Genomic DNA, 18,188 nt, shown 5'->3' with positions numbered 1-18,188 from the left:
CGGAAAAAAAAGTTTGACGGTCAAGATTGGTCTAAAAATAGACCAATTTTTGATAAAGGCCGAGTGAGAGCCATATGAGCAGCCGCCTGAGCGACCGCATCCGGGCCGCGCGAAAATACATGGGATTAAGCGCATCTCAGGCAGCAGACCTTACAGGACTGACACGAAAATCCTGGGAACGTTACGAATTGGACAAAAATGAACCACGTGCAACATCTCTGGCCATGCTGGTAGAACATGGAATTGATGGCAATTGGCTGCTGACGGGTAAAGGCAACATGACGACACCAAACCCCCAAAATACGCAGCCTGTGCTGGACCATGACTTACTAAAACTTACCATCAAAGAACTGGAGAACTTTCGCGAACAGAACGGCCCCGACTGGAGCAATGAACAAATCGCCCGCATCATCGCGCTGGGGTATCAGATGCTGGCTGCCGAAAAGCAAAAAGGAAACACACCCGAAGCCGGGAACCTTCGGTTTCTTATGCAGGCGGCACTTTTATAAAACCGCACAGACATTAACCGCCGTTAAAGCACCTTTCCTTTAATATGACCCATTTTGCCAGCTCAGTCTGCCGCCTGGCAAGGAGAAGTCCGCCGGGCGTAATGGGTTTACGGACAAGGATTTCGACGCGGCCAGGCGGCAGACTGCGCTGGCCCACAGGGTTTGATTTTGGCGGTGTTTGGCAGCGTTACACCGCTCGCCCGATGCGCCGCATCGCGCAGCGCGCTGTGCCTAGCCAAACGACACGCCAAAAACAAACAAAATGGCTCATATTAAAGGAAAGGTGCTTTAGAACTTTTTAGGACAGCACAAGAAATGCCGAGCCGCAAAAGCCGCCTCCTTGCCCGCTTCCCTGTCAAAGAGCGCATCCACCATCGCCCACTCTATGCTACCCTAACATTTACCTTGCGAGAAAGGTGACTAAACACCGAAAAAAAGGCAGAAAAACCCCGCAGCATAGCTTAATTTGCGGGGATTGATTGTTCACCTGATTGCGTTACGCGCTTTCGCCAGGCTGCTCTGACGGCCTGTAAGAACCGGCTCAGCCGCAGCAGCCCCTGTCGAGAATGCCGCCTCGGGAACACCAGAAATATTCTGCGAAACCTCGCGAGTACCAGACGATGCCTGTTGCACGTATTTAGCGTATTATTTTTTGTCCTGAATTTCTGTGATGGAGAGACACGACCTTTGAATAGGCTCACCTGGTCGTAATCATGCTTTTCCCCTGAAGCGATCAGTTACAGGTTTCAGTTCCACAAAAGTTCCGCCGGTTCGGGCACAGAAACAGCAAAAAAGGCGCGCGCTGCGGCGCATTGGAGGCGAATCCGACTGCGGCATTCGCCAATATTTCTGCCACAGTCACCCAAAAAAATGGGCACCCAAAGGTGCCCATTCAAAATTCAGTCAGCAATTGATATTGAAATCTCAGGATGCGGAACTATCAAGGGCAGCCCGCCGACGATCGCGCAAAGACCCGGCCGTTACGCGGCCATCACCCGTGGGCTGGTAATACATCGTCATGTCGCCTAAAGCTGCACGCACCTTTGCCAGCGCGATATCGCCATCGTCGGCCAGTTCATAGGCATCAAAGCCGCAACGATGCATATATAAAATCTGGTCGCGCAGCACATCACCAACGGCCCGCATTTCGCCCTGATACCCGTATCTCTCGCGCAAAACACGACCATAGGAATACCCGCGCCCATCGGTATAAGCCGGAAACTTAACGGCGATCAGGGAAAAACGGTTAATGTCGTCGGCCAGATCTTCCGGGGCATCGCCGGGCACCAGCAACACACCCAGCCCGCCATTGCGGGCGATCAGGCTGTCGCGCTCGGCTTTGAACCGGGCCAGACTGACCAGTATGTTGGCATCGCTTTCCGGAATGGGGCTTTCATCATCGAGCGTGACCCATTCATTGTCGATCACGCAATCATTCTTAACGATCGCCATAAAGCACCTCCTTGAACGGGTCCATGCCAACGCGGCGATAGGTATCGATGAAACGTTCGCCCACTATGCGAATGTCAATATAGCGGGTAATCAATGCTTCAATCGCGTCGACCACTTCGACCTCGGAAAAACCGGCACCGGCAATTTTGCCTATCGCAGCATCCTGGCTGGCATCGCCGCCAAGCGTGATCTGATAAAATTCCTTGCCGCGCTTATCAAGTCCCAGAATACCAATATGGCCCACATGATGATGACCACAGGCATTGATGCAGCCCGAAATTTTGATTTTAAGTTCGCCAATATCATATTGACGTTCCAGATCGCCAAACCGTTCGGAAATGCGCTGCGACAGCGGGATTGATCGTGCGGTTGCCAGGGCGCAATAATCCAGCCCCGGGCAGGCAATAATGTCGGTGACAAACCCCAGATTGGCGGTTGCCAGAAGGGCACTGTTCAATTCGGCCCACAGGGCAAACAGATCGGCCTTTTTAACATGCGGCAGAACAAGGTTTTGCTCGTGGGTAACGCGCACATCGCCAAAACTGTATTGATCGGCAAGATCGCCCACCAGTTCCATTTGCTCGGCCGTGGCATCGCCCGGAATACCGCCAATCGGCTTTAATGAAATATTGGCAATGGCATAGCCGGGCTGTTTGTGCGCAATCACGTTGGATCGCACCCAGGCCGCAAAATCGGGATGGGCCTGTTTGCGGCGTTCAAATTCAGGGTCGTTATCGGGCACCTGTTCAAACGCAGGCGGGGCAAATTGCGCAATATATTGCGCAATTTCTTCATCACGAACGCGCAATGACCCGTCTTTGATTTTGGCCCATTCTTCTTCGACCTGCACACGGATGTCATCAATGCCAACTTCATGCACCAGAATTTTGATCCGCGCCTTGTATTTGTTATCGCGGCGGCCAAACCGGTTATAAACCCGTAAAATGGCTTCCAGATACGAGAACAGGTCGTTCTTGCCGATAAAATCGCGCACGGTTTTGCCAACAAAAGGCGTGCGGCCCAGACCACCGCCAACAATGACCTCGAACCCGGTTTCGCCCGCATCGTTTTTGTGCATCCGCAGGCCAATATCATGCACGCGCACCGCCGCACGGTCATTGGGCGACCCGGTAACCGCAATTTTGAACTTGCGCGGCAAATAGGTGAATTCCGGGTGGAAGGTCGACCATTGGCGGATCAGTTCGCAATAAGGACGCGGATCTTCAATTTCGTCGGCAGCCGCACCGGCATACTGGTCGGTCGTGGTATTGCGAATGCAGTTGCCCGATGTCTGAATGGCATGCATCTCAACCTGCGCCAAATCTTTCAGCGCATCGGGAATTTCGTTCAGTTTGGGCCAGTTATACTGGATATTCTGGCGCGTGGTGAAATGGCCATAACCCTTGTCATACTTGCGCGCAATATATCCCAGCTTGCGCATCTGTTCGCCGTTCATCGTGCCATAGGGCACGGCAACGCGCAGCATATAGGCATGCAACTGCAAATAGACACCATTCATCAGGCGCAGCGGCTTGAACTGGTCTTCGGTCAACTCGCCCGAAATACGCCGGGCAACCTGATCGCGAAACTGTTCGGTACGTTCAGCAAGAAGCTGGCGGTCAAAATCGTCATAACGATACATATTGTATCCTCCTTATCCCGCCTGATAACCAAGATCGGTTCGGACACTTGGCCCCAACGTGCGCAGGACTTCGCGGTATTTGGTGGGCACCAGCGCACCGTCGACCTTTGCAACATCAATCAGATACGCACCAACAACAGTAACCTGCTGTGCCGCCGTGTTCGCGCGTGCCAGCAAGACTTCTGCTTGCGTCGCATCTGTTGCGCAAACAGCATCGCCGATGTCGGTACTCCATCCGTCATCAGCGGTCATAAACACCGCCAGACCATCATCAAGCCGGTTTGCCGTAACAACTTGCAAGGACATTGAGTTCTCTCAGACAGTAAATCTCTCATGGGTGCCCGCATTGAACCGGGCTTTTGTTATGTAGAATTTGGCCGATAACGCGTTATTGGTCAAGTTTTTTTGTGAAATACCTTAAATAACATTTATTTTATGTGTTATTTTGTGAAACTTGACGTTCTCCGCCCCCTCGGCTAGGTCATCAGTTACAAATTACAACAGATCGAACCATGCCCCAGAACCTGATCAAGTTAAGTGTCGGCACCGAAAGCCCCGAAACATTGCGCCAGTGGCAGGAATATATGCGCCAGACCTATGGCCGCATTTATCACACCACCCGCATGACGCCAAAACGTCGGGACGAGGTGATTGATGGTGGTTCTATTTATTGGGTCATCAAAGGGGCCATCCGCTGTCGCCAGCGTGTGATCGATCTCGAAGAATTTACCGACGAAGCCGGTATCAAGCATTGCGCCATCGTGCTCGATGACAACCTGATCGAAACTGCCGCCTATCCGCATCGCGCCTTTCAGGGCTGGCGTTACCTGGCTGCTGACAAAACCCCGCCCGATGCCAAAACCGGCGGTAACAGTGATGCCCTGCCCGAAGACATGGCAATGGAACTGCGCGACCTTGGCCTGATCTGAATTCACAATCGGCGGCCATGTCAGCGAAATGGCCCTTATTGCGACGAACCAGTTACCCAACTGTTTTTTGCGTGCCGGAAAGACCGGGCTGATTTTCCTCAATGTCTTTCAGGGTGGCGGCGACTTCCTTTTTAAGCCAGCGAATAAAGGCGGTCACGCGGGGCCGGTTCAGGTTCTCTTCCGGGCAGGTCACATAATAGGCATAACTTGATACCACCTTTTGCGAAAACGGGCGCACCAGCAACCCGGCCTTTAAATCCTGTGCGGCCAGCGATGTGCGCGCCACCCCAATGCCCTGCCCCATCAAGGCCGCCTGAATCACCATATCGCCACTGTTAAACCGCAACCCCCGACGCAGATCGATACCGTCAACCCCGACTCCATCAAGCCAGAATTGCCAGTCGGCTGCGCGGGGCATCCCGGCATCTGACGTCGCATCATGCAATAACTGGTGCCCTGCAATATCTTGCGGCACGCGCAAGGGCGGGTTTGCCGCCAGATAATCCGGGCTGCAAACCGGAAAAACCTCGTCGCGCATCAAGCGTTCGGTATGCAGGTTGGGATAATGCCCGCGACCAAACCGCACAGCCAGATCAATGCCTTCGGTGCGAAAATCAACCAGGCGGTCGTCGGCATGAATGCGGACATCAATTTCGGGATGTTCGGTGCGAAAATGCCCCAAACGCGGGATCAGCCACTTTACCGCAAAGGATTGCAATACACTGACCGTCACCACCCCGGCCTCTTCCACGGCCAGCAGGCTTTCAATTTCACCGGCAATGCGGGTGAAACCTTCGCTGGTGGCCCGTGCCAGCCGCTCCCCCTCATCGGTCAGCACCAAACGGCGCGGCAACCGGAAAAACAACCGAAACCCCAGATATTCCTCAAGCTGGCGAATTTGCTGACTAACCGCCCCCTGGGTCACAAAAAGCTCCTCGGCGGCACGGGTGAAATTCAAATGCCGGGCGGCGGCATCAAAGGCCCGCAGGGCCTGCAACGGGGGTAATCTCACTCTCGGACTCTCCGGTTAAAACGCCATCGGGCGCGCAACACGCCCAAACGAACCTGCAATGCGATCGCTGCAGCCCGTTACTGCCGTCATTAGCTCAGCTAATATCTAGACAGAGAATGTATGATTTGTCATCTGCTGTTTTCTGGTCGAAAAACAATCCAGCAAACAAGCCATTTCAACGTGGTAAACAGTTTTCCCGGAGAACCACAACATGACCAGTCGCACCTCGATTACCCACACTGCCAATAATACCGCACCGGCCGCGCCCACAACCATCGACCTCAAACAAAGACTGGACCGGCTTCTTGACGCTGTGAACAGCTTTTTCGATCGCCTGTCGCAGCGGCTGACATGGCAACAGCCAAGGAAAAACCGTTCCCTGCCCGTTAAATACATGACCGACCGCCAGTTGGCCGACATCGGTTTGCGCCGGGCCGACATCCATAACAGCGATGGAAAATCATATCATTGGCACATTAACTGGAAGAATTGATCTGTCTCCTTGCGGTTATGTAAAAAGAGTCCGTATCTTGTCATCTTAAATTCACATCCGGCAGGGCAACGTTGGCGCCCGCCTGCGTCTTGTCTATGGGAAAGGGATTGAACATGGCTAAAAAGCAGAAACCGACGCCGGAAAATACACCAAAAAACAAGGAAAATGGTGAGTCCCTGATGAAAAAGGCGCTTCATAAAACGCAGCACAGCCGCAGCCATGCCAATAAGAACCCCGAATTATCTGAACTGGACAGCGAAACCCGCGACCACATGCTCTTGGATGCCGAGAGCCTGACCATGGAACGTCTGGACGATGGAGAGGGTAATGATCATCACCCGGCAAAATCCGACGTGGCCGAAACAGCCAAAAATACCAAAGAACAACGCAAGAACGACGTAGAAATGGCCCGTAAAGACACCAAAAAACACGAAAAAGAAGTTACCACCGTCGCGAAACGTGTGACACATACCGTCCAGAAAGGGTCTGGCACGCCCCCGGACCTGCCAAAATCCCCCGATGAGTCTCTCAAAAACATTAAAACCAAACAATATCTGGAATTGATCGCGCCGCTGCATATCGAGCTTCTGAAATTCCAGAACTGGGTCAAAAGTGAAAAGGTCAAAGCCCTGGTCATTTTTGAGGGCCGCGATGCGGCGGGTAAAGGCGGCACCATCAAACGCTTTACCGAACATTTAAACCCGCGCGGTGCCCGTGTCGTCGCACTTGACAAGCCCAATGATCGCGAAGTCACCCAATGGTATTTTCAGCGTTATATGCAGCATCTGCCGTCCGGCGGCGAAATTGTTCTGTTTGACCGTTCCTGGTACAACCGGGCAATGGTTGAACGGGTAATGGGCTTTTGCACCCGGTTTGAAGTCAGCGAATTTTTACAATCGGTGCCAGAGCTTGAACGCATGTTGCTGCGCTCGCACACATCGATGATCAAGTTCTATTTTTCGGTCAGCAAGGATGAACAGGCGCGCCGCTTTGCCCAACGCCAGAAAGACCCGCTAAAACAGTGGAAACTAAGCCCGGTTGATCTGGCATCGCAAAATCTGTGGGATGAATATACCCAGGCCAAGGAAGAAATGTTCTATGCAACATCGACCCAGGCCTGCCCGTGGGTGATCATTAAATCAGATGATAAAAAACGCGCCCGAATCAATGCCATCCGCTATTTCCTGTCGCAATTCGATTATCAGGGAAAACTGCCCGACCTGCTGCAATATGACCGGCGTATTGTGCGTAATGTCGATCAGGAACTTGGCATCGACGACTAGAACCTGCCTTGTGCCGGGTCTAGACGGATTAAAACCACGCATGGCCCGGCATCTCATATTGCCAAGTACACAATTGGCTCGCATCAACAGTTGCACATTCAAAACAGCACGGATTGACAAGCCCCCGCCCCCCGGCCTTTATAAGGAACAGGAAAAACCTTAAAAAACGGGAGGTCGCAGCATGGCCAAATGTACATTTATCGGTCTGGGTGTGATGGGATATCCGATGGCCGGCCATCTTCAAAAATCGGGTCACAGCGTTACGGTCTATAACCGCACCACTGCCAAGGCGGAAAAATGGGCGGCTGAATTTGGCGGCGCGTTTGCTCCAACACCTGCGAAAGCCGCCGAGGGTGCGGAATTTGTTTTTTGCTGTGTTGGCAATGATGACGATTTGCGCAGTGTCATTACCGGGCCGGATGGCGCCTTGGCCGGAATGGCTGCTGGCACCCTTCTGATTGACCACACCACGGCATCGGCCGATGTCGCACGCGAACTTTATGAACTGGCGGCCAAACAGGGTGTATCGCTGATCGACGCGCCGGTTTCTGGCGGACAGGCCGGAGCCGAGAACGGTGTTTTAACCGTGATGTGCGGCGGCGAACAGGCCGCCTTTGACAAGGCAGCCCCGATCATTGATGCCTTTGCCCGGTCCTGTAAACTGATGGGCGACAGCGGCAGCGGACAATTGACCAAAATGGTCAATCAGATTTGCATCGCCGGTCTGGTTCAGGGCCTGGCGGAAGCCATGAATTTTGGCAACAAGGCCGGTCTGGATATGACCAAAGTGATCGATGTGATTTCCAAAGGGGCCGCCGGAAGCTGGCAAATGGAAAATCGCGGTCAGACCATGGTGGATGGCAAATTTGATTTTGGTTTTGCCGTTGACTGGATGCGCAAGGATCTGGGGATTTGCCTCGACGAAGCCGGTCGCAACGGTGCGCGTTTGCCCGTTACCGCCCTTATTGACCAGTTTTATGCCCAAATTCAGGGCCGTGGTGGCAATCGCTGGGATACATCAAGCCTGATTGACCTGCTGGCCAAGGACTGATCACGCCCTTTGCTGCACCCGCCCCTGATGAAGCGGGCAAGGTGATAACACCTTAAAGCACTTTGATAATGAAAAAGGCGGCGTTCGAAAATGCCGCCTTTTTCAAGGGGTCTTTGCCGGGCTTTCACCCGACAATCAATCCTTATAAACCCGCGCGCAACAAGGGTTCTACCTGCGGGCGATACTGGGCCAACATACCATTATCAAAATAGCCAACTGCACATTCAAGGACCTCGTCATGCGGCGTTTCACCTTTGTCAGCCTTGGCACCGTCAGCCGTTTTGTCGCCATTTTGCGGTTCGGCTTCATCCGTCTGCGGGTTCGGGGCCTGGTCTTCGGTATGAAAACCGCCACTGCCCAACCGTTCAATGTCGATATTGGCCGCACACTTGTCGGCATCAACGGTGGCAATTGTTTTGCGTGGATCGCGGCGCCGGGGTGGCAAGGCATGGGCCAGATCAATTTCGCGATCAAACTCTTCGGCATCTTTTAACTTGATGTCAATATCAGGCACCACGCCATTGCCTTGCACAATGTGGTTTTCAGGGGTGGTGTAATAACCGGTGGTGATTTTCACCCCGCCACCGCCCGAAAGCGGCATGATCCGCTGCATCGAGCCTTTGCCAAACGACCGTTCGCCAATAATGATCCCACGCCCGTTTTCACGCAGGGCAGCCGCCATCAGCTCCGCCCCCGACGCCGACCCGCGATCAAGCAGGATGACCATGGGCGTGCCCTCAAAATAACTGCTGCGATCCGCTTCATAGGTCCGCATTTTGCGTTCGCCGCGCCCTTCTGTGGCAACAATCAGGCCCTTGGTCAGGAACTGATCGGCCATATCGGCAGCGGAATCCAGCAAGCCGCCGGGATTACGTCGCAAATCAACGATAATTCCGCGCGGGTTGCGTATTTTCTGTTTTAATTCCTGCAAATATTCCCGGGTTTGTTCCAGCGTATTGGCATCAAACCGCGACACCCGCACATAAGGAATATCGTGGTCAATAATCGATGCGGTAACAGACGGCACCTCGATCTTGGCACGCTTGATCGTGACATCGAAGTTCTTTTCCTTGCGCAGAATACCCAACGTCACCGGCTCGCCAACGCGCCCTCGCATCAGCCGCACGGCTTCCGCAATCGGCTGATCTTTCATATCGTGATCATCGATCCGGGTGATGCGGTCGTTGGGTTGTAAACCGGCACGGGCGGCCGGGGTGTCATCAATCGGTGATACAATGCGGATCTGTTTGTTCTCGTCCTGTGCGATGACAATACCAACCCCGGCAAAGCTGCCTTCGGTACTTTCCTGCAGGCGTTTGAACATGTCTTCCGACATATATGCGCTGTGCGGGTCCAGGTCGTGGAGGCTTTGATCAAGGGCCTCGCCCACAATATTGGTAGGGGAATGGTCTTTGGTTTCAAGTTTGGGCAATGCCGCGATGGCATCGTCAACGAATTTTGCCGTATCGACATCGAAAACATATGTTTCGCGCAAAACCTGCACCGTTTCGACAAACAGATTATCGGCCCGGTCCAACTGGTCTTCCGTCGCGTTTTCGTCAACATATTCACGATAGGCATCAAGGAAACGTTGCTCATCCTGATTAGCCCATACCGGGCCGGCACAGGCCACCAATCGCGTTCCGGCAAAAGCAATGATAATCCCGAAAACGATTGGCAAAATTCCCTTTCGCAGCACCGCCTGCTCCTTGCTCTTAAATTCAAATATGATCAGACATTATATCCCTGACCGCCTAAACGCGACCCGGAACCTGACATTTTAAAGACAAATATACCCTAATTGCCGCATGGCAATACACAGAGATGATATATAGGAGCGTAAAACCGATAATGCATGGCATCTGCCGGTTTTTTCATCCCGATGCACACGCGCCTGCAATATGGACTCGAAATCCGGTTGCAGCTTGATTATGCTGGGTCCAACAATTGATGCTGCGGCAAAACAGACCACAGCACATCCGAGCGGGCGGCTCACTTACTCAGGAGACGTCATTATTCATGACTGACTATTCGCCGCCAATCGACGATATCCGCTTTATCCTTCGCCATATTGTCGATCTTGAAACTGTTTCCGCGTTACCGGGCTTTGCCGATGCCACGCCCGATACAGTCGATGCCATTCTTGACGAGGCAGGCAAACTGGCCGCCAGTCACCTTGCCCCGCTTAATCGCAGCGGCGACATGCAGGGCGCACAGCTTTTAGGCGACGGCACAGTAAAAACCGCCGATGGCTGGAAGGAAGCCTATCGCCAGTTTCAGGAAGGCGGCTGGCAGGGCATTGCCGCCGATGCCGAACATGGCGGTATGGGGTTGCCCTTGCTGGTTGGCGCTTGCGTGGCCGAATTCTGGCATTCCGCCAATATGGCTTTTGCCCTGTGCCCAATGTTAACGGCAGGTGCCATCGAACTGCTTGGCGCGCACGGGTCAGACGCCCAGAAAGACCTGTATCTGACCCGGATGATTTCCGGCGAATGGACAGGGACAATGAACCTGACCGAACCACAAGCCGGGTCCGACCTTGCCCAGATACGCACCCGGGCGGTACCCGATGGCAATGGCAACTGGCGCATTCACGGACAAAAAATTTTCATCACCTATGGCGAGCATGACCTGACCGAAAATATCGTTCATCTGGTGTTGGCCCGTACACCCGATGCCCCTACTGGCGTGCGCGGCATCTCGCTGTTTATCGTGCCTAAATTTCTGACCGACGATCAGGGCACCATCGGTGCGCGTAATGATGTGAATACCGTGTCTCTCGAACATAAACTGGGCATTCATGCCAGCCCAACGGCGGTCTTGTCATTCGGGGATGATGGCGGTGCGCTTGGCTATCGGGTCGGCGAAGAAGGCAAAGGCCTGGCCGCGATGTTTACAATGATGAACAATGCCCGCCTTGCCGTGGGGCAACAGGGCATTGCCATTGGCGAGCGCGCCTATCAGCAAGCACTGGATTATGCCAGAAACCGCATTCAGGGCCGGGATGCCGCAACAGGTGCGCCCTGCCCCATCCTGCACCATCCCGACATTGCCAGAATGCTTTTGCGTATGCGCTCTGGCACCGAGGCCGCACGGGTCCTGGCCCTTTATACCGCCAGTCAGATGGACATCGCCCATCATCACAGCAACGCCGACCACCGGCGAAACGCCCAGGATCGTGCCGATTTGCTGATCCCGATGGTCAAGGCATGGTCAACTGATCTTGGTGTTGAAAATGCCTCTCTTGGCATTCAGGTGCATGGCGGTATGGGTTTTATCGAGGAAACAGGTGCCGCCCAACATTTGCGCGACGCCCGGATCGCCCCGATTTACGAAGGCACCAATGGCATTCAGGCATTGGACCTGATCGGTCGAAAAGTGCTGCGCGATCAGGGGAATGCCGCCCTGCAACTGATTGAAGAGATCAAAACCGAAGGTGCAGTCATTGCCAAAAACAACGCAGATCTGGCACCTGCCCTGTCGGGCTTTCAACAGGCAATCACCCGGCTTGCGACCTGCACCGGAAACATTCTGGATCAGTGCACATCCGACCCCGACAGCGCACAGGCCGTTGCCAGCCCCTATCTGCGCCTTTTTGCAACTGTTTGCGGCGGCTGGCTGATGTGCAAGTCACATGTGGCAGCCCAGGATGCACCACAGGGTTTTTCCGAAGCATTTCTGGCGCGCAAAACGGCATCAACCGCTTTTTACCTGACGCAGATCATTCCAGAATGCGCGATGCTGGCAACACAGGTTGAAAACTGCCTCGATCCGACACTACCTGCGGCATTTCGTAGCGCCATAATGGCATCCCGGCACAGCTTTGCCGAATAATGCCCGCCCGACGACCTGTTGCCCACCACGACAACTGTGACATCCTTTGATCATGGCTTATTCGTGGCGGGCAATCATGGTTTTGCCGGTAAAATCAAATTATGTCGGCTTGCAAACCAGCCCGAAACCACGAGGCAAGCCTTCAATTGCACAAATACGAAAAAATACGGAAATTTTCGGCCAATTTCCTGTTTCTGTTTTTATCGGCTTGTCTATAATCCGCCCGATGAATCGCTTAACCCGATATATGCTCAAACAGCAGCTTATCATGATGGTTTTTGTGACACTGGGTTTGCTCTGTGTCATTTGGCTGTCGCAAAGCCTGCGTTTTGTTGAAATGATTGTAAACCGGGGTCTGTCGATTTCGGTCTTTTTGCATTTGACCGCGCTTTTGCTCCCCAGTTTCCTGACCATCATCCTGCCGATCGCCTTGTTTTTTGTGGTGGTTTTTACTTACAACAAGCTCATTCAGGACCGGGAATTGATCGTCATGCGGTCTGCCGGGCTTAGTCAGTGGGCGCTGGCGAAACCGGCCATCATTCTGTCGGTGGCCGTGGCAGCCACGGGTTATTTTTTAACGCTCTATTATCTTCCCTACAGTTATCGTCAATTCAAGGAACTGCAATATACGATCCGGAATGACTATTCCTCGGTCCTGTTGCAGGAAGGCAGCTTCACCGATATTGACGGATTGACGATTTATGTGCGTGAAGTCGGGCAGGATAACGAACTGATGGGCATTCTTGTTCATGATGCGCGCAATCCCAAATCGCAAAGCACAATGATGGCCAAAAATGGCGCACTGGTCCGGACCGATAAAGGCCCGCGCATTGTACTGCTTGATGGGAACCGGCAGGAGGTCAATACCGTCGACGGCACGATGTCGATTCTGTATTTTGATCGTTATGCCGTCGATATTGCCGAAGATGTTACGGATCCGTCCTTACGCTATCTTGAAGCGCGCGAACGCAGCGTTGGCAATTTACTTACCGCCGATCCGCCTGATATTCAGCCACAGGATATTAACAAATACCGGGCCGAGGGCCATGATCGGCTGATTTCACCGCTTTATGCGGTGGGTTTTGCCTCTCTTGCATTGGCGGTTCTGGTATCGGGAAGCTTTTCACGCCGGACCCAGCATTCCCGGTTGCTGATCGCCATTGCCCTGATGATCGGGTGTGAAGCCATGTCGATTGCGCTTAAAAATATTGCCGCAAAAAACCCGGCCCTCATTGTCCTGATGTATCTGAACGTATTGCTGCCGATTGTTGGTGGCCTTTACTGGACATTCCGCGGCCCGAAAATCACACTGGCGCGCAAAGACAGCGAAGACCGTGAAGAAGGGTCCCGCGCATGAGGATCTCGCCAATTCTGACATGGTATTTCGGCCGCCATGTGCTGTTTGCCATTCTGGCCATTCTGCTGCTGCTGGTCGGGTTGATTTTTATTGGCGATGTGATTGAACTGCTACGCCGTGCCAGCAGCCGCCCCGATGCCACCATGAGCATCATTTTGCAAATGGCGATGGCCCGCATTCCCTATATGACCGAAAAGGTTTTGCCGTTCGGGGTGCTGTTTGGTTCGATGTATTCGTTCTGGAAACTGACCGGCAATCAGGAACTGGTTGTGACCCGGGCCGCCGGGGTGTCTGTATGGCAGTTTTTGCTCCCGCCCCTTATGTGTGCCTTCCTGCTTGGCACCCTCCAGATCACAGCCTTAAACCCGCTTTCGTCTATCTTGTTGCAAAAATACGAAAAACTGGATGCACGCTATCTTAAAGGCGTATCGAGCGTCATGAACCTGTCGTCAAGCGGATTGTGGTTGCGGCAAGGGACGCAAAACGGCCAAGCCGTTATTTATGCTCGCACCGTTCAGTCGCAGGAAGAAGAGCGCATTGACTTGCGCGACGTAACGATTTTCCGGTTTGAGAATCTTGACGATTTTACATCGCGCATAGATGCCGCCCGGGCGGTTCTGGAACCCGGCCTTTGGCATTTTTACGATGCCTGGAGCTTCGTTCCCGGCCAGAAAAGCACCTTTACCAAGAATATGGATCTGCCGACAAACTTAACGGCGCGGAAAATCCAGGATAGCTTTGCCTCGCCAGACACCATGTCTTTCTGGGATCTGAAACCCTTCATCAACTTGCTTGAACGCGCGGGTTTCAACGCCAAACGGCATCGCATCCATTTTAACAGCCTGCTGTCCCGACCGCTGCTGTTATGCGCAATGGTTTTGATTGCAGCAGCGTTTTGTCTTAAATTCTCTCGACGGCGCAGGGTATCTCTTGTTATCGGTGGTGGTGTTGCCACGGGATTTCTGTTGTATTTCTTTACCGACGTAGCCTCTGCACTGGGTGTTTCGGGTGGATTACCCCCGGCATTGGCAGCTTGGGCACCAGCGGGTATTTCCGCACTATTGGGAATATCAACATTGTTACATCTGGAGGATGGCTAACTAGATGGCGGACTTGTCAGGGGGAAGTCTGAAAGCACTGGCTGTATGGGGCATGATCGGGGGCATTGTTTCAATGACCGCTCCTGTTATCGCACATGCGCAAGGCACAGACACAGCGAAGCCAACCGTAAAAACCAGCGCCCAGAACGGTAGCAATGGTGAAAAGACCAACCCGGCAGAGAAAAAGGAAAACCAATTGCTTTTTTCTGCCGACGAGGTTGATTACAGTGATGATATGAAAACAGTTACCGCGCGCGGCAATGTTGAAATATCGCGCGACAACCGGGTTTTAATGGCTGATACCGTCAGCTATGACATGACAAACGACGTGCTTTCGGCCACCGGAAATGTCAAACTGCTTGAACCGACGGGCGAAGTCATGTTCGCCAACTATGTCGAACTGACCGGTGATTTCAAAGACGGTATCATCAAGGATATCTATATCCTGCTAGATGATCACACCCGTTTGGCCGGTGTTGGCGCGCGCCGCAGTGAAGGGAACTTTACCGAGCTGGCAAAAGCGGTTTATTCCCCGTGTAATGTCTGTGTTGACGACCCTGAAGAACCGCCCCTTTGGCGCATTCGTGCCGCGCGGGTCATTCATGACCAAAAAAACCAAAGCGTTGAATATAAGGATGCGCGCCTTGAATTTGAAGGCATCCCGATTTTGTACAGCCCCTATTTCAGTCACCCCGACCCGACAGTCAAGCGCCGGTCAGGTATCCTGGCACCGACCTTTGGCAGCACCAGCTATGTCGGCAGCCGATTCGAACTGCCCTATTACTGGGCCATCGATAAATCCAGCGACTTAACGCTCCGTCCCATTGTAACCGCCAACAAAGGCCCGGTTCTGGCGTCGCAGTACCGGCAGAAATTTGACACGGGTAATCTCGAAATTCTCGATAGCTTTACCGACGGCGGAGATAACGGCTGGCAGGGGCATATTGATGCCACCGGCAAATTTGACATCAATGACAAATGGCGCTGGGGTTTTGATGCCGAACAGGCAACAAGCAAAACCTACATGTCGCGTTACGGCTTTGGTTCCCCGTCCGTTCTGACCTCGGATGTCTTTGGTGAACGTTTTACCGATCAGAGCTATGGCCGCATTGAGGGGTATTATTTCCAGGGACTAAAAGAAGAAGACAGTCGCGCAACCAGTCCGCTTGTTTTACCACATGCCCAGTATCATGGTCGCAGCGCCACCAACCCGAACGGCTCCTATACAACCTTTGATCTCGACGCACTGTCACTTTCGCGGCGGACCGGGGCTGATTCCAATCGTTTGTCGGGTAAGGTTGGTTGGGAACTGCCACATATTGGCACCTATGGCGATGTCACCAAGCTTACACTTTCCATGCGTGGTGACAGCTACATGGTCAACAATGTCAGCCGCTCGGGGCAATCTGATTATACCGGTTATGTGGGCCGAACCGTTCCGGTGGTTGCTGTCGATTGGAACATGCCGTTTGTGCGCGACGAAGGTGGCTATCATCAGGTTATCAAACCCATCGCGATGGTTGCCTGGTCGCCTAATGGCGGCAATCCCGACGAGATTCCCAACGAGGACGCCCAGTCATTTGAATTTGATGACATCAACCTGTTTTCCCATGACCGGTATGGCGGGCTGGACAAAACCGAAGACGGGCTTCGCGCCAGTTATGGTCTGGAATGGGGCGTCTATGGTCAGAATGGCGGCTATACCAATGCGCTGTTTGGTCAAAGCTACCGCCTTGCCGACAACGGTACTTTCGCCGAAGGCTCTGGCCTTGACAAACATCTTTCCGACTATGTCGGTCGCATAACAGTTTCCCCGAACCAGTTTGTTGACCTGACATATCGGTTCCGACTGGATAACAACGACTTTTCGCCGCGCAGAAACCAATTGGCCGCCGGATTGGGTGAAGAACGGACCCTTCGCCTTGATCTAAGTTATTTGCAGCTGTCGGAAAATGCCGGATCGGATGAATTTAACGACCGCGAAGAGCTATATTTCAGGGCGCGACACCGCTTTAACGACAATTGGTCGGGTAGCGGTTATGGTCGTTTCGATATGGATCGAAACAACACCCCTCTTGAATACGGCATCGGCTTTGAGTACGAAGACGAGTGCTTTCTCTTTGACGGACGTGTCCGCCGGACATTTTACCAGGACGAAGACCTTGGGCAGTCCGACGAAATCATCTTCCGTCTTGTCTTTAAGACATTGGGCGAATTTGCCTCGCAAGCAGGACTTTAACAGAATATGAGACCTTACATTTCCAGACCCCTTCGGCTTTGCATAATGCTTTTTGGCATTGTTCTGTTGACCTTGCCCGGTGGTCCCGCACGCGCCCAATCGACCACCATCGGACTGGCTGCCGTCGTCAACGATCAGCCCATTTCCGTGGTTGACGTGATAGACCGGCTAAACCTCGTCGCGGCAACATCCAATATTCAGTTAACCGACGATCGTCGCCGCGAAATGATTCCGCAGATTTTGCGCCAGTTGATCGATGAAACCCTGCAAATGCAGGAGGCCAAACGCCGTGGATTCACCGTTTCTGACAACGATATGGAACGGGCAACTGCCGCCATCGAACAAAATTCAGGTATGCAGCCAGGCGGCCTGGAACGGTATTTACAGCAAAACAAAATTCCGCTTGAAAGCCTTCAGGATCAGCTTCGCCCGCAAATTGCATGGCAAAAAATACTGGGGTCCATGCGCCGTGATATCGAGATTTCCGACAGCGAAATTGACGATGTTCTCGATCGCATCAAACGCAACCAGGACAAGCCGCGCACCAAAGCCCAGGAAATTTTTCTTCCTATCGACAATCCGCAGGAAGAAGGGAAAGTCCTTGATAATGCACGCAAAATCATAAGTGCTTTGCGTAATGGCGCCAGCTTCGAGGGCCTCGCCCGCCAGTTTTCCGCCAATGCCAGTGCTGCCAATGGCGGCGATCTGGGTTGGATGTCATCGGGCGAAATGGATAAAACCCTGGAAGATGCGCTTAGCAATATGGCACCGGGGCAAATCAGTGCGCCAATCCGCACTGTTCGCGGGTTTTACATTTTAAAACTGCTTGATCGGGCACAGGGTGACACCAACGCAGATCGCGAAGTGAAGCTGGATCTTTATCAGCTTTTTATTCCGATTGCGCAAAATGCCACGGATGACGAAATCAAGACCAAGGTCGGCATTTTGCAAAATGCGCGCGCCACAGCGAAAAGCTGCGAGGACATGGCAAACATTGCGGTCGATCTGGGATCAGACCTGAGCGGACGAACCAAGGGTATTTCCCCGCAAGAACTGTCTTCGACAGTTGCAAGTGCCGTGAGCCAGCTTAAAGAAGGCGAAACGACAAATGTCCTTAAAGTGGATGGCGGCGCATTGGTCGTCATGCTGTGTGGTCAAACTGTAAAAAGCACCCTTCCCGACCGTGAAACCATTCGCAACCGTCTGATGATGGACCGGCTGGAAATCACCGCCCGTCGGAAATTGCGCGAACTGCGCCGCGAAGCCTTTATCGATATTCGTATCTGA

At 53.1% G+C, this 18,188-nt stretch carries 15 protein-coding genes; 10 read left to right on the top strand and 5 right to left on the bottom strand.

The window, feature by feature from the left end:
* The first annotated feature begins 74 nt into the window (after positions 1-74).
* Entirely contained in the window at positions 75-509 is a 435-nt protein-coding gene (locus tag AAC086_RS11075) for a helix-turn-helix transcriptional regulator (RefSeq protein WP_339778723.1), read from the top strand.
* A gap of 924 nt (positions 510-1,433) precedes the next feature.
* Here the strand turns inward: AAC086_RS11075 and AAC086_RS11070 are convergent.
* Genes AAC086_RS11070 through AAC086_RS11060 form a run of 3 tightly spaced genes read right to left on the bottom strand, consistent with a single transcriptional unit; the run spans position 1,434 to position 3,909 of the window.
* Complete coding sequence (locus AAC086_RS11070) at positions 1,434-1,961, bottom strand: DUF934 domain-containing protein (RefSeq protein WP_339778721.1); 528 nt, start codon at positions 1,959-1,961, stop codon at positions 1,434-1,436.
* Positions 1,948-3,603: a nitrite/sulfite reductase gene (locus tag AAC086_RS11065; protein WP_339778718.1), complete on the bottom strand. Its 1,656-nt coding sequence runs from the start codon at positions 3,601-3,603 to the stop codon at positions 1,948-1,950. Before AAC086_RS11065 ends, AAC086_RS11070 begins: the two co-directional genes overlap by 14 nt.
* Before the next feature lie 12 nt (positions 3,604-3,615).
* Positions 3,616-3,909, bottom strand: coding sequence for a DUF2849 domain-containing protein (locus tag AAC086_RS11060; RefSeq protein ID WP_339778716.1), 294 nt, complete (start codon positions 3,907-3,909; stop codon positions 3,616-3,618).
* Between the two features lie 206 nt (positions 3,910-4,115).
* On the opposite strand from AAC086_RS11060, the gene AAC086_RS11055 reads away from it, so the two are divergent.
* Positions 4,116-4,532, top strand: coding sequence for a DUF1489 domain-containing protein (locus AAC086_RS11055; RefSeq protein ID WP_339778714.1), 417 nt, complete (start codon positions 4,116-4,118; stop codon positions 4,530-4,532).
* A 52-nt stretch (positions 4,533-4,584) separates the two neighbouring features.
* Here the strand turns inward: AAC086_RS11055 and AAC086_RS11050 are convergent, their stop codons facing one another.
* On the bottom strand, positions 4,585-5,544 hold the full coding sequence (locus tag AAC086_RS11050) for a transcriptional regulator GcvA (protein WP_339778712.1): 960 nt from the start codon (positions 5,542-5,544) through the stop codon (positions 4,585-4,587).
* Between the two features lie 211 nt (positions 5,545-5,755).
* Between AAC086_RS11050 and AAC086_RS11045 the strand changes: the two genes are divergently transcribed.
* The 3 genes from AAC086_RS11045 (at position 5,756) to AAC086_RS11035 (ending at position 8,371) form a co-directional block, all read left to right on the top strand.
* Positions 5,756-6,037: a DUF1127 domain-containing protein gene (locus AAC086_RS11045; protein WP_339778710.1), complete on the top strand. Its 282-nt coding sequence runs from the start codon at positions 5,756-5,758 to the stop codon at positions 6,035-6,037.
* 113 nt (positions 6,038-6,150) lie between these two features.
* Entirely contained in the window at positions 6,151-7,320 is a 1,170-nt protein-coding gene (gene ppk2 / locus AAC086_RS11040; protein WP_339778708.1) for a polyphosphate kinase 2, read from the top strand.
* Between the two features lie 181 nt (positions 7,321-7,501).
* The gene (locus tag AAC086_RS11035; protein WP_339778706.1) at positions 7,502-8,371 is read left to right on the top strand and encodes an NAD(P)-dependent oxidoreductase; all 870 of its coding nucleotides are present in this window, start codon (positions 7,502-7,504) and stop codon (positions 8,369-8,371) included.
* A gap of 142 nt (positions 8,372-8,513) precedes the next feature.
* Here the strand turns inward: AAC086_RS11035 and AAC086_RS11030 are convergent, their stop codons facing one another.
* Positions 8,514-10,070 carry a S41 family peptidase gene (locus AAC086_RS11030; protein ID WP_339778705.1) on the bottom strand — a complete coding sequence of 519 codons (1,557 nt, stop codon included), beginning with the start codon at positions 10,068-10,070 and terminating at the stop codon, positions 8,514-8,516.
* A 320-nt stretch (positions 10,071-10,390) separates the two neighbouring features.
* Here AAC086_RS11030 and AAC086_RS11025 point away from each other — a divergent pair, with 320 nt between their 5' ends.
* The 5 genes from AAC086_RS11025 to AAC086_RS11005 all read left to right on the top strand — a co-directional run bounded on the left by AAC086_RS11025 (position 10,391) and on the right by AAC086_RS11005 (position 18,188).
* Positions 10,391-12,205, top strand: a complete 1,815-nt coding sequence (locus tag AAC086_RS11025; RefSeq protein ID WP_339778703.1) for an acyl-CoA dehydrogenase — start codon at positions 10,391-10,393, stop codon at positions 12,203-12,205.
* A gap of 226 nt (positions 12,206-12,431) precedes the next feature.
* Entirely contained in the window at positions 12,432-13,562 is a 1,131-nt protein-coding gene (lptF, locus tag AAC086_RS11020; protein WP_339778702.1) for an LPS export ABC transporter permease LptF, read from the top strand.
* Positions 13,559-14,662: an LPS export ABC transporter permease LptG gene (lptG, locus tag AAC086_RS11015; RefSeq protein WP_339778701.1), complete on the top strand. Its 1,104-nt coding sequence runs from the start codon at positions 13,559-13,561 to the stop codon at positions 14,660-14,662. Before lptF ends, lptG begins: the two co-directional genes overlap by 4 nt.
* 4 nt (positions 14,663-14,666) lie before the next feature.
* Positions 14,667-16,901 carry an LPS assembly protein LptD gene (gene lptD / locus AAC086_RS11010; protein ID WP_339778700.1) on the top strand — a complete coding sequence of 745 codons (2,235 nt, stop codon included), beginning with the start codon at positions 14,667-14,669 and terminating at the stop codon, positions 16,899-16,901.
* Between the two features lie 6 nt (positions 16,902-16,907).
* Positions 16,908-18,188: a peptidylprolyl isomerase gene (locus tag AAC086_RS11005; protein ID WP_339778698.1), complete on the top strand. Its 1,281-nt coding sequence runs from the start codon at positions 16,908-16,910 to the stop codon at positions 18,186-18,188.

The sequence above is a fragment of the uncultured Thalassospira sp. genome (assembly GCF_963976115.1).
Classification (GTDB): Bacteria; Pseudomonadota; Alphaproteobacteria; order Rhodospirillales; family Thalassospiraceae; genus Thalassospira.
The sequence above is the reverse complement of the archived record's forward strand: the minus strand, read 5'-3'. Positions and strand labels throughout refer to the sequence as shown.

Excerpts from the sequence above, each read along its gene's own strand:
- lptF (WP_339778702.1), top strand. The coding sequence starts at position 12,432 with ATGAATCGCTTAACCCGATATATGCTCAAACAGCAGCTTATCATGATG.
- lptG (WP_339778701.1), top strand. The coding sequence starts at position 13,559 with ATGAGGATCTCGCCAATTCTGACATGGTATTTCGGCCGCCATGTGCTG.
- AAC086_RS11070 (WP_339778721.1), bottom strand. The coding sequence starts at position 1,961 with ATGGCGATCGTTAAGAATGATTGCGTGATCGACAATGAATGGGTCACG.
- AAC086_RS11025 (WP_339778703.1), top strand. The coding sequence starts at position 10,391 with ATGACTGACTATTCGCCGCCAATCGACGATATCCGCTTTATCCTTCGC.
- AAC086_RS11060 (WP_339778716.1), bottom strand. The coding sequence starts at position 3,909 with ATGTCCTTGCAAGTTGTTACGGCAAACCGGCTTGATGATGGTCTGGCG.
- lptD (WP_339778700.1), top strand. The coding sequence starts at position 14,667 with ATGGCGGACTTGTCAGGGGGAAGTCTGAAAGCACTGGCTGTATGGGGC.
- ppk2 (WP_339778708.1), top strand. The coding sequence starts at position 6,151 with ATGGCTAAAAAGCAGAAACCGACGCCGGAAAATACACCAAAAAACAAG.
- AAC086_RS11075 (WP_339778723.1), top strand. The coding sequence starts at position 75 with ATGAGCAGCCGCCTGAGCGACCGCATCCGGGCCGCGCGAAAATACATG.
- AAC086_RS11065 (WP_339778718.1), bottom strand. The coding sequence starts at position 3,603 with ATGTATCGTTATGACGATTTTGACCGCCAGCTTCTTGCTGAACGTACC.
- AAC086_RS11045 (WP_339778710.1), top strand. The coding sequence starts at position 5,756 with ATGACCAGTCGCACCTCGATTACCCACACTGCCAATAATACCGCACCG.
- AAC086_RS11005 (WP_339778698.1), top strand. The coding sequence starts at position 16,908 with ATGAGACCTTACATTTCCAGACCCCTTCGGCTTTGCATAATGCTTTTT.
- AAC086_RS11035 (WP_339778706.1), top strand. The coding sequence starts at position 7,502 with ATGGCCAAATGTACATTTATCGGTCTGGGTGTGATGGGATATCCGATG.
- AAC086_RS11055 (WP_339778714.1), top strand. The coding sequence starts at position 4,116 with ATGCCCCAGAACCTGATCAAGTTAAGTGTCGGCACCGAAAGCCCCGAA.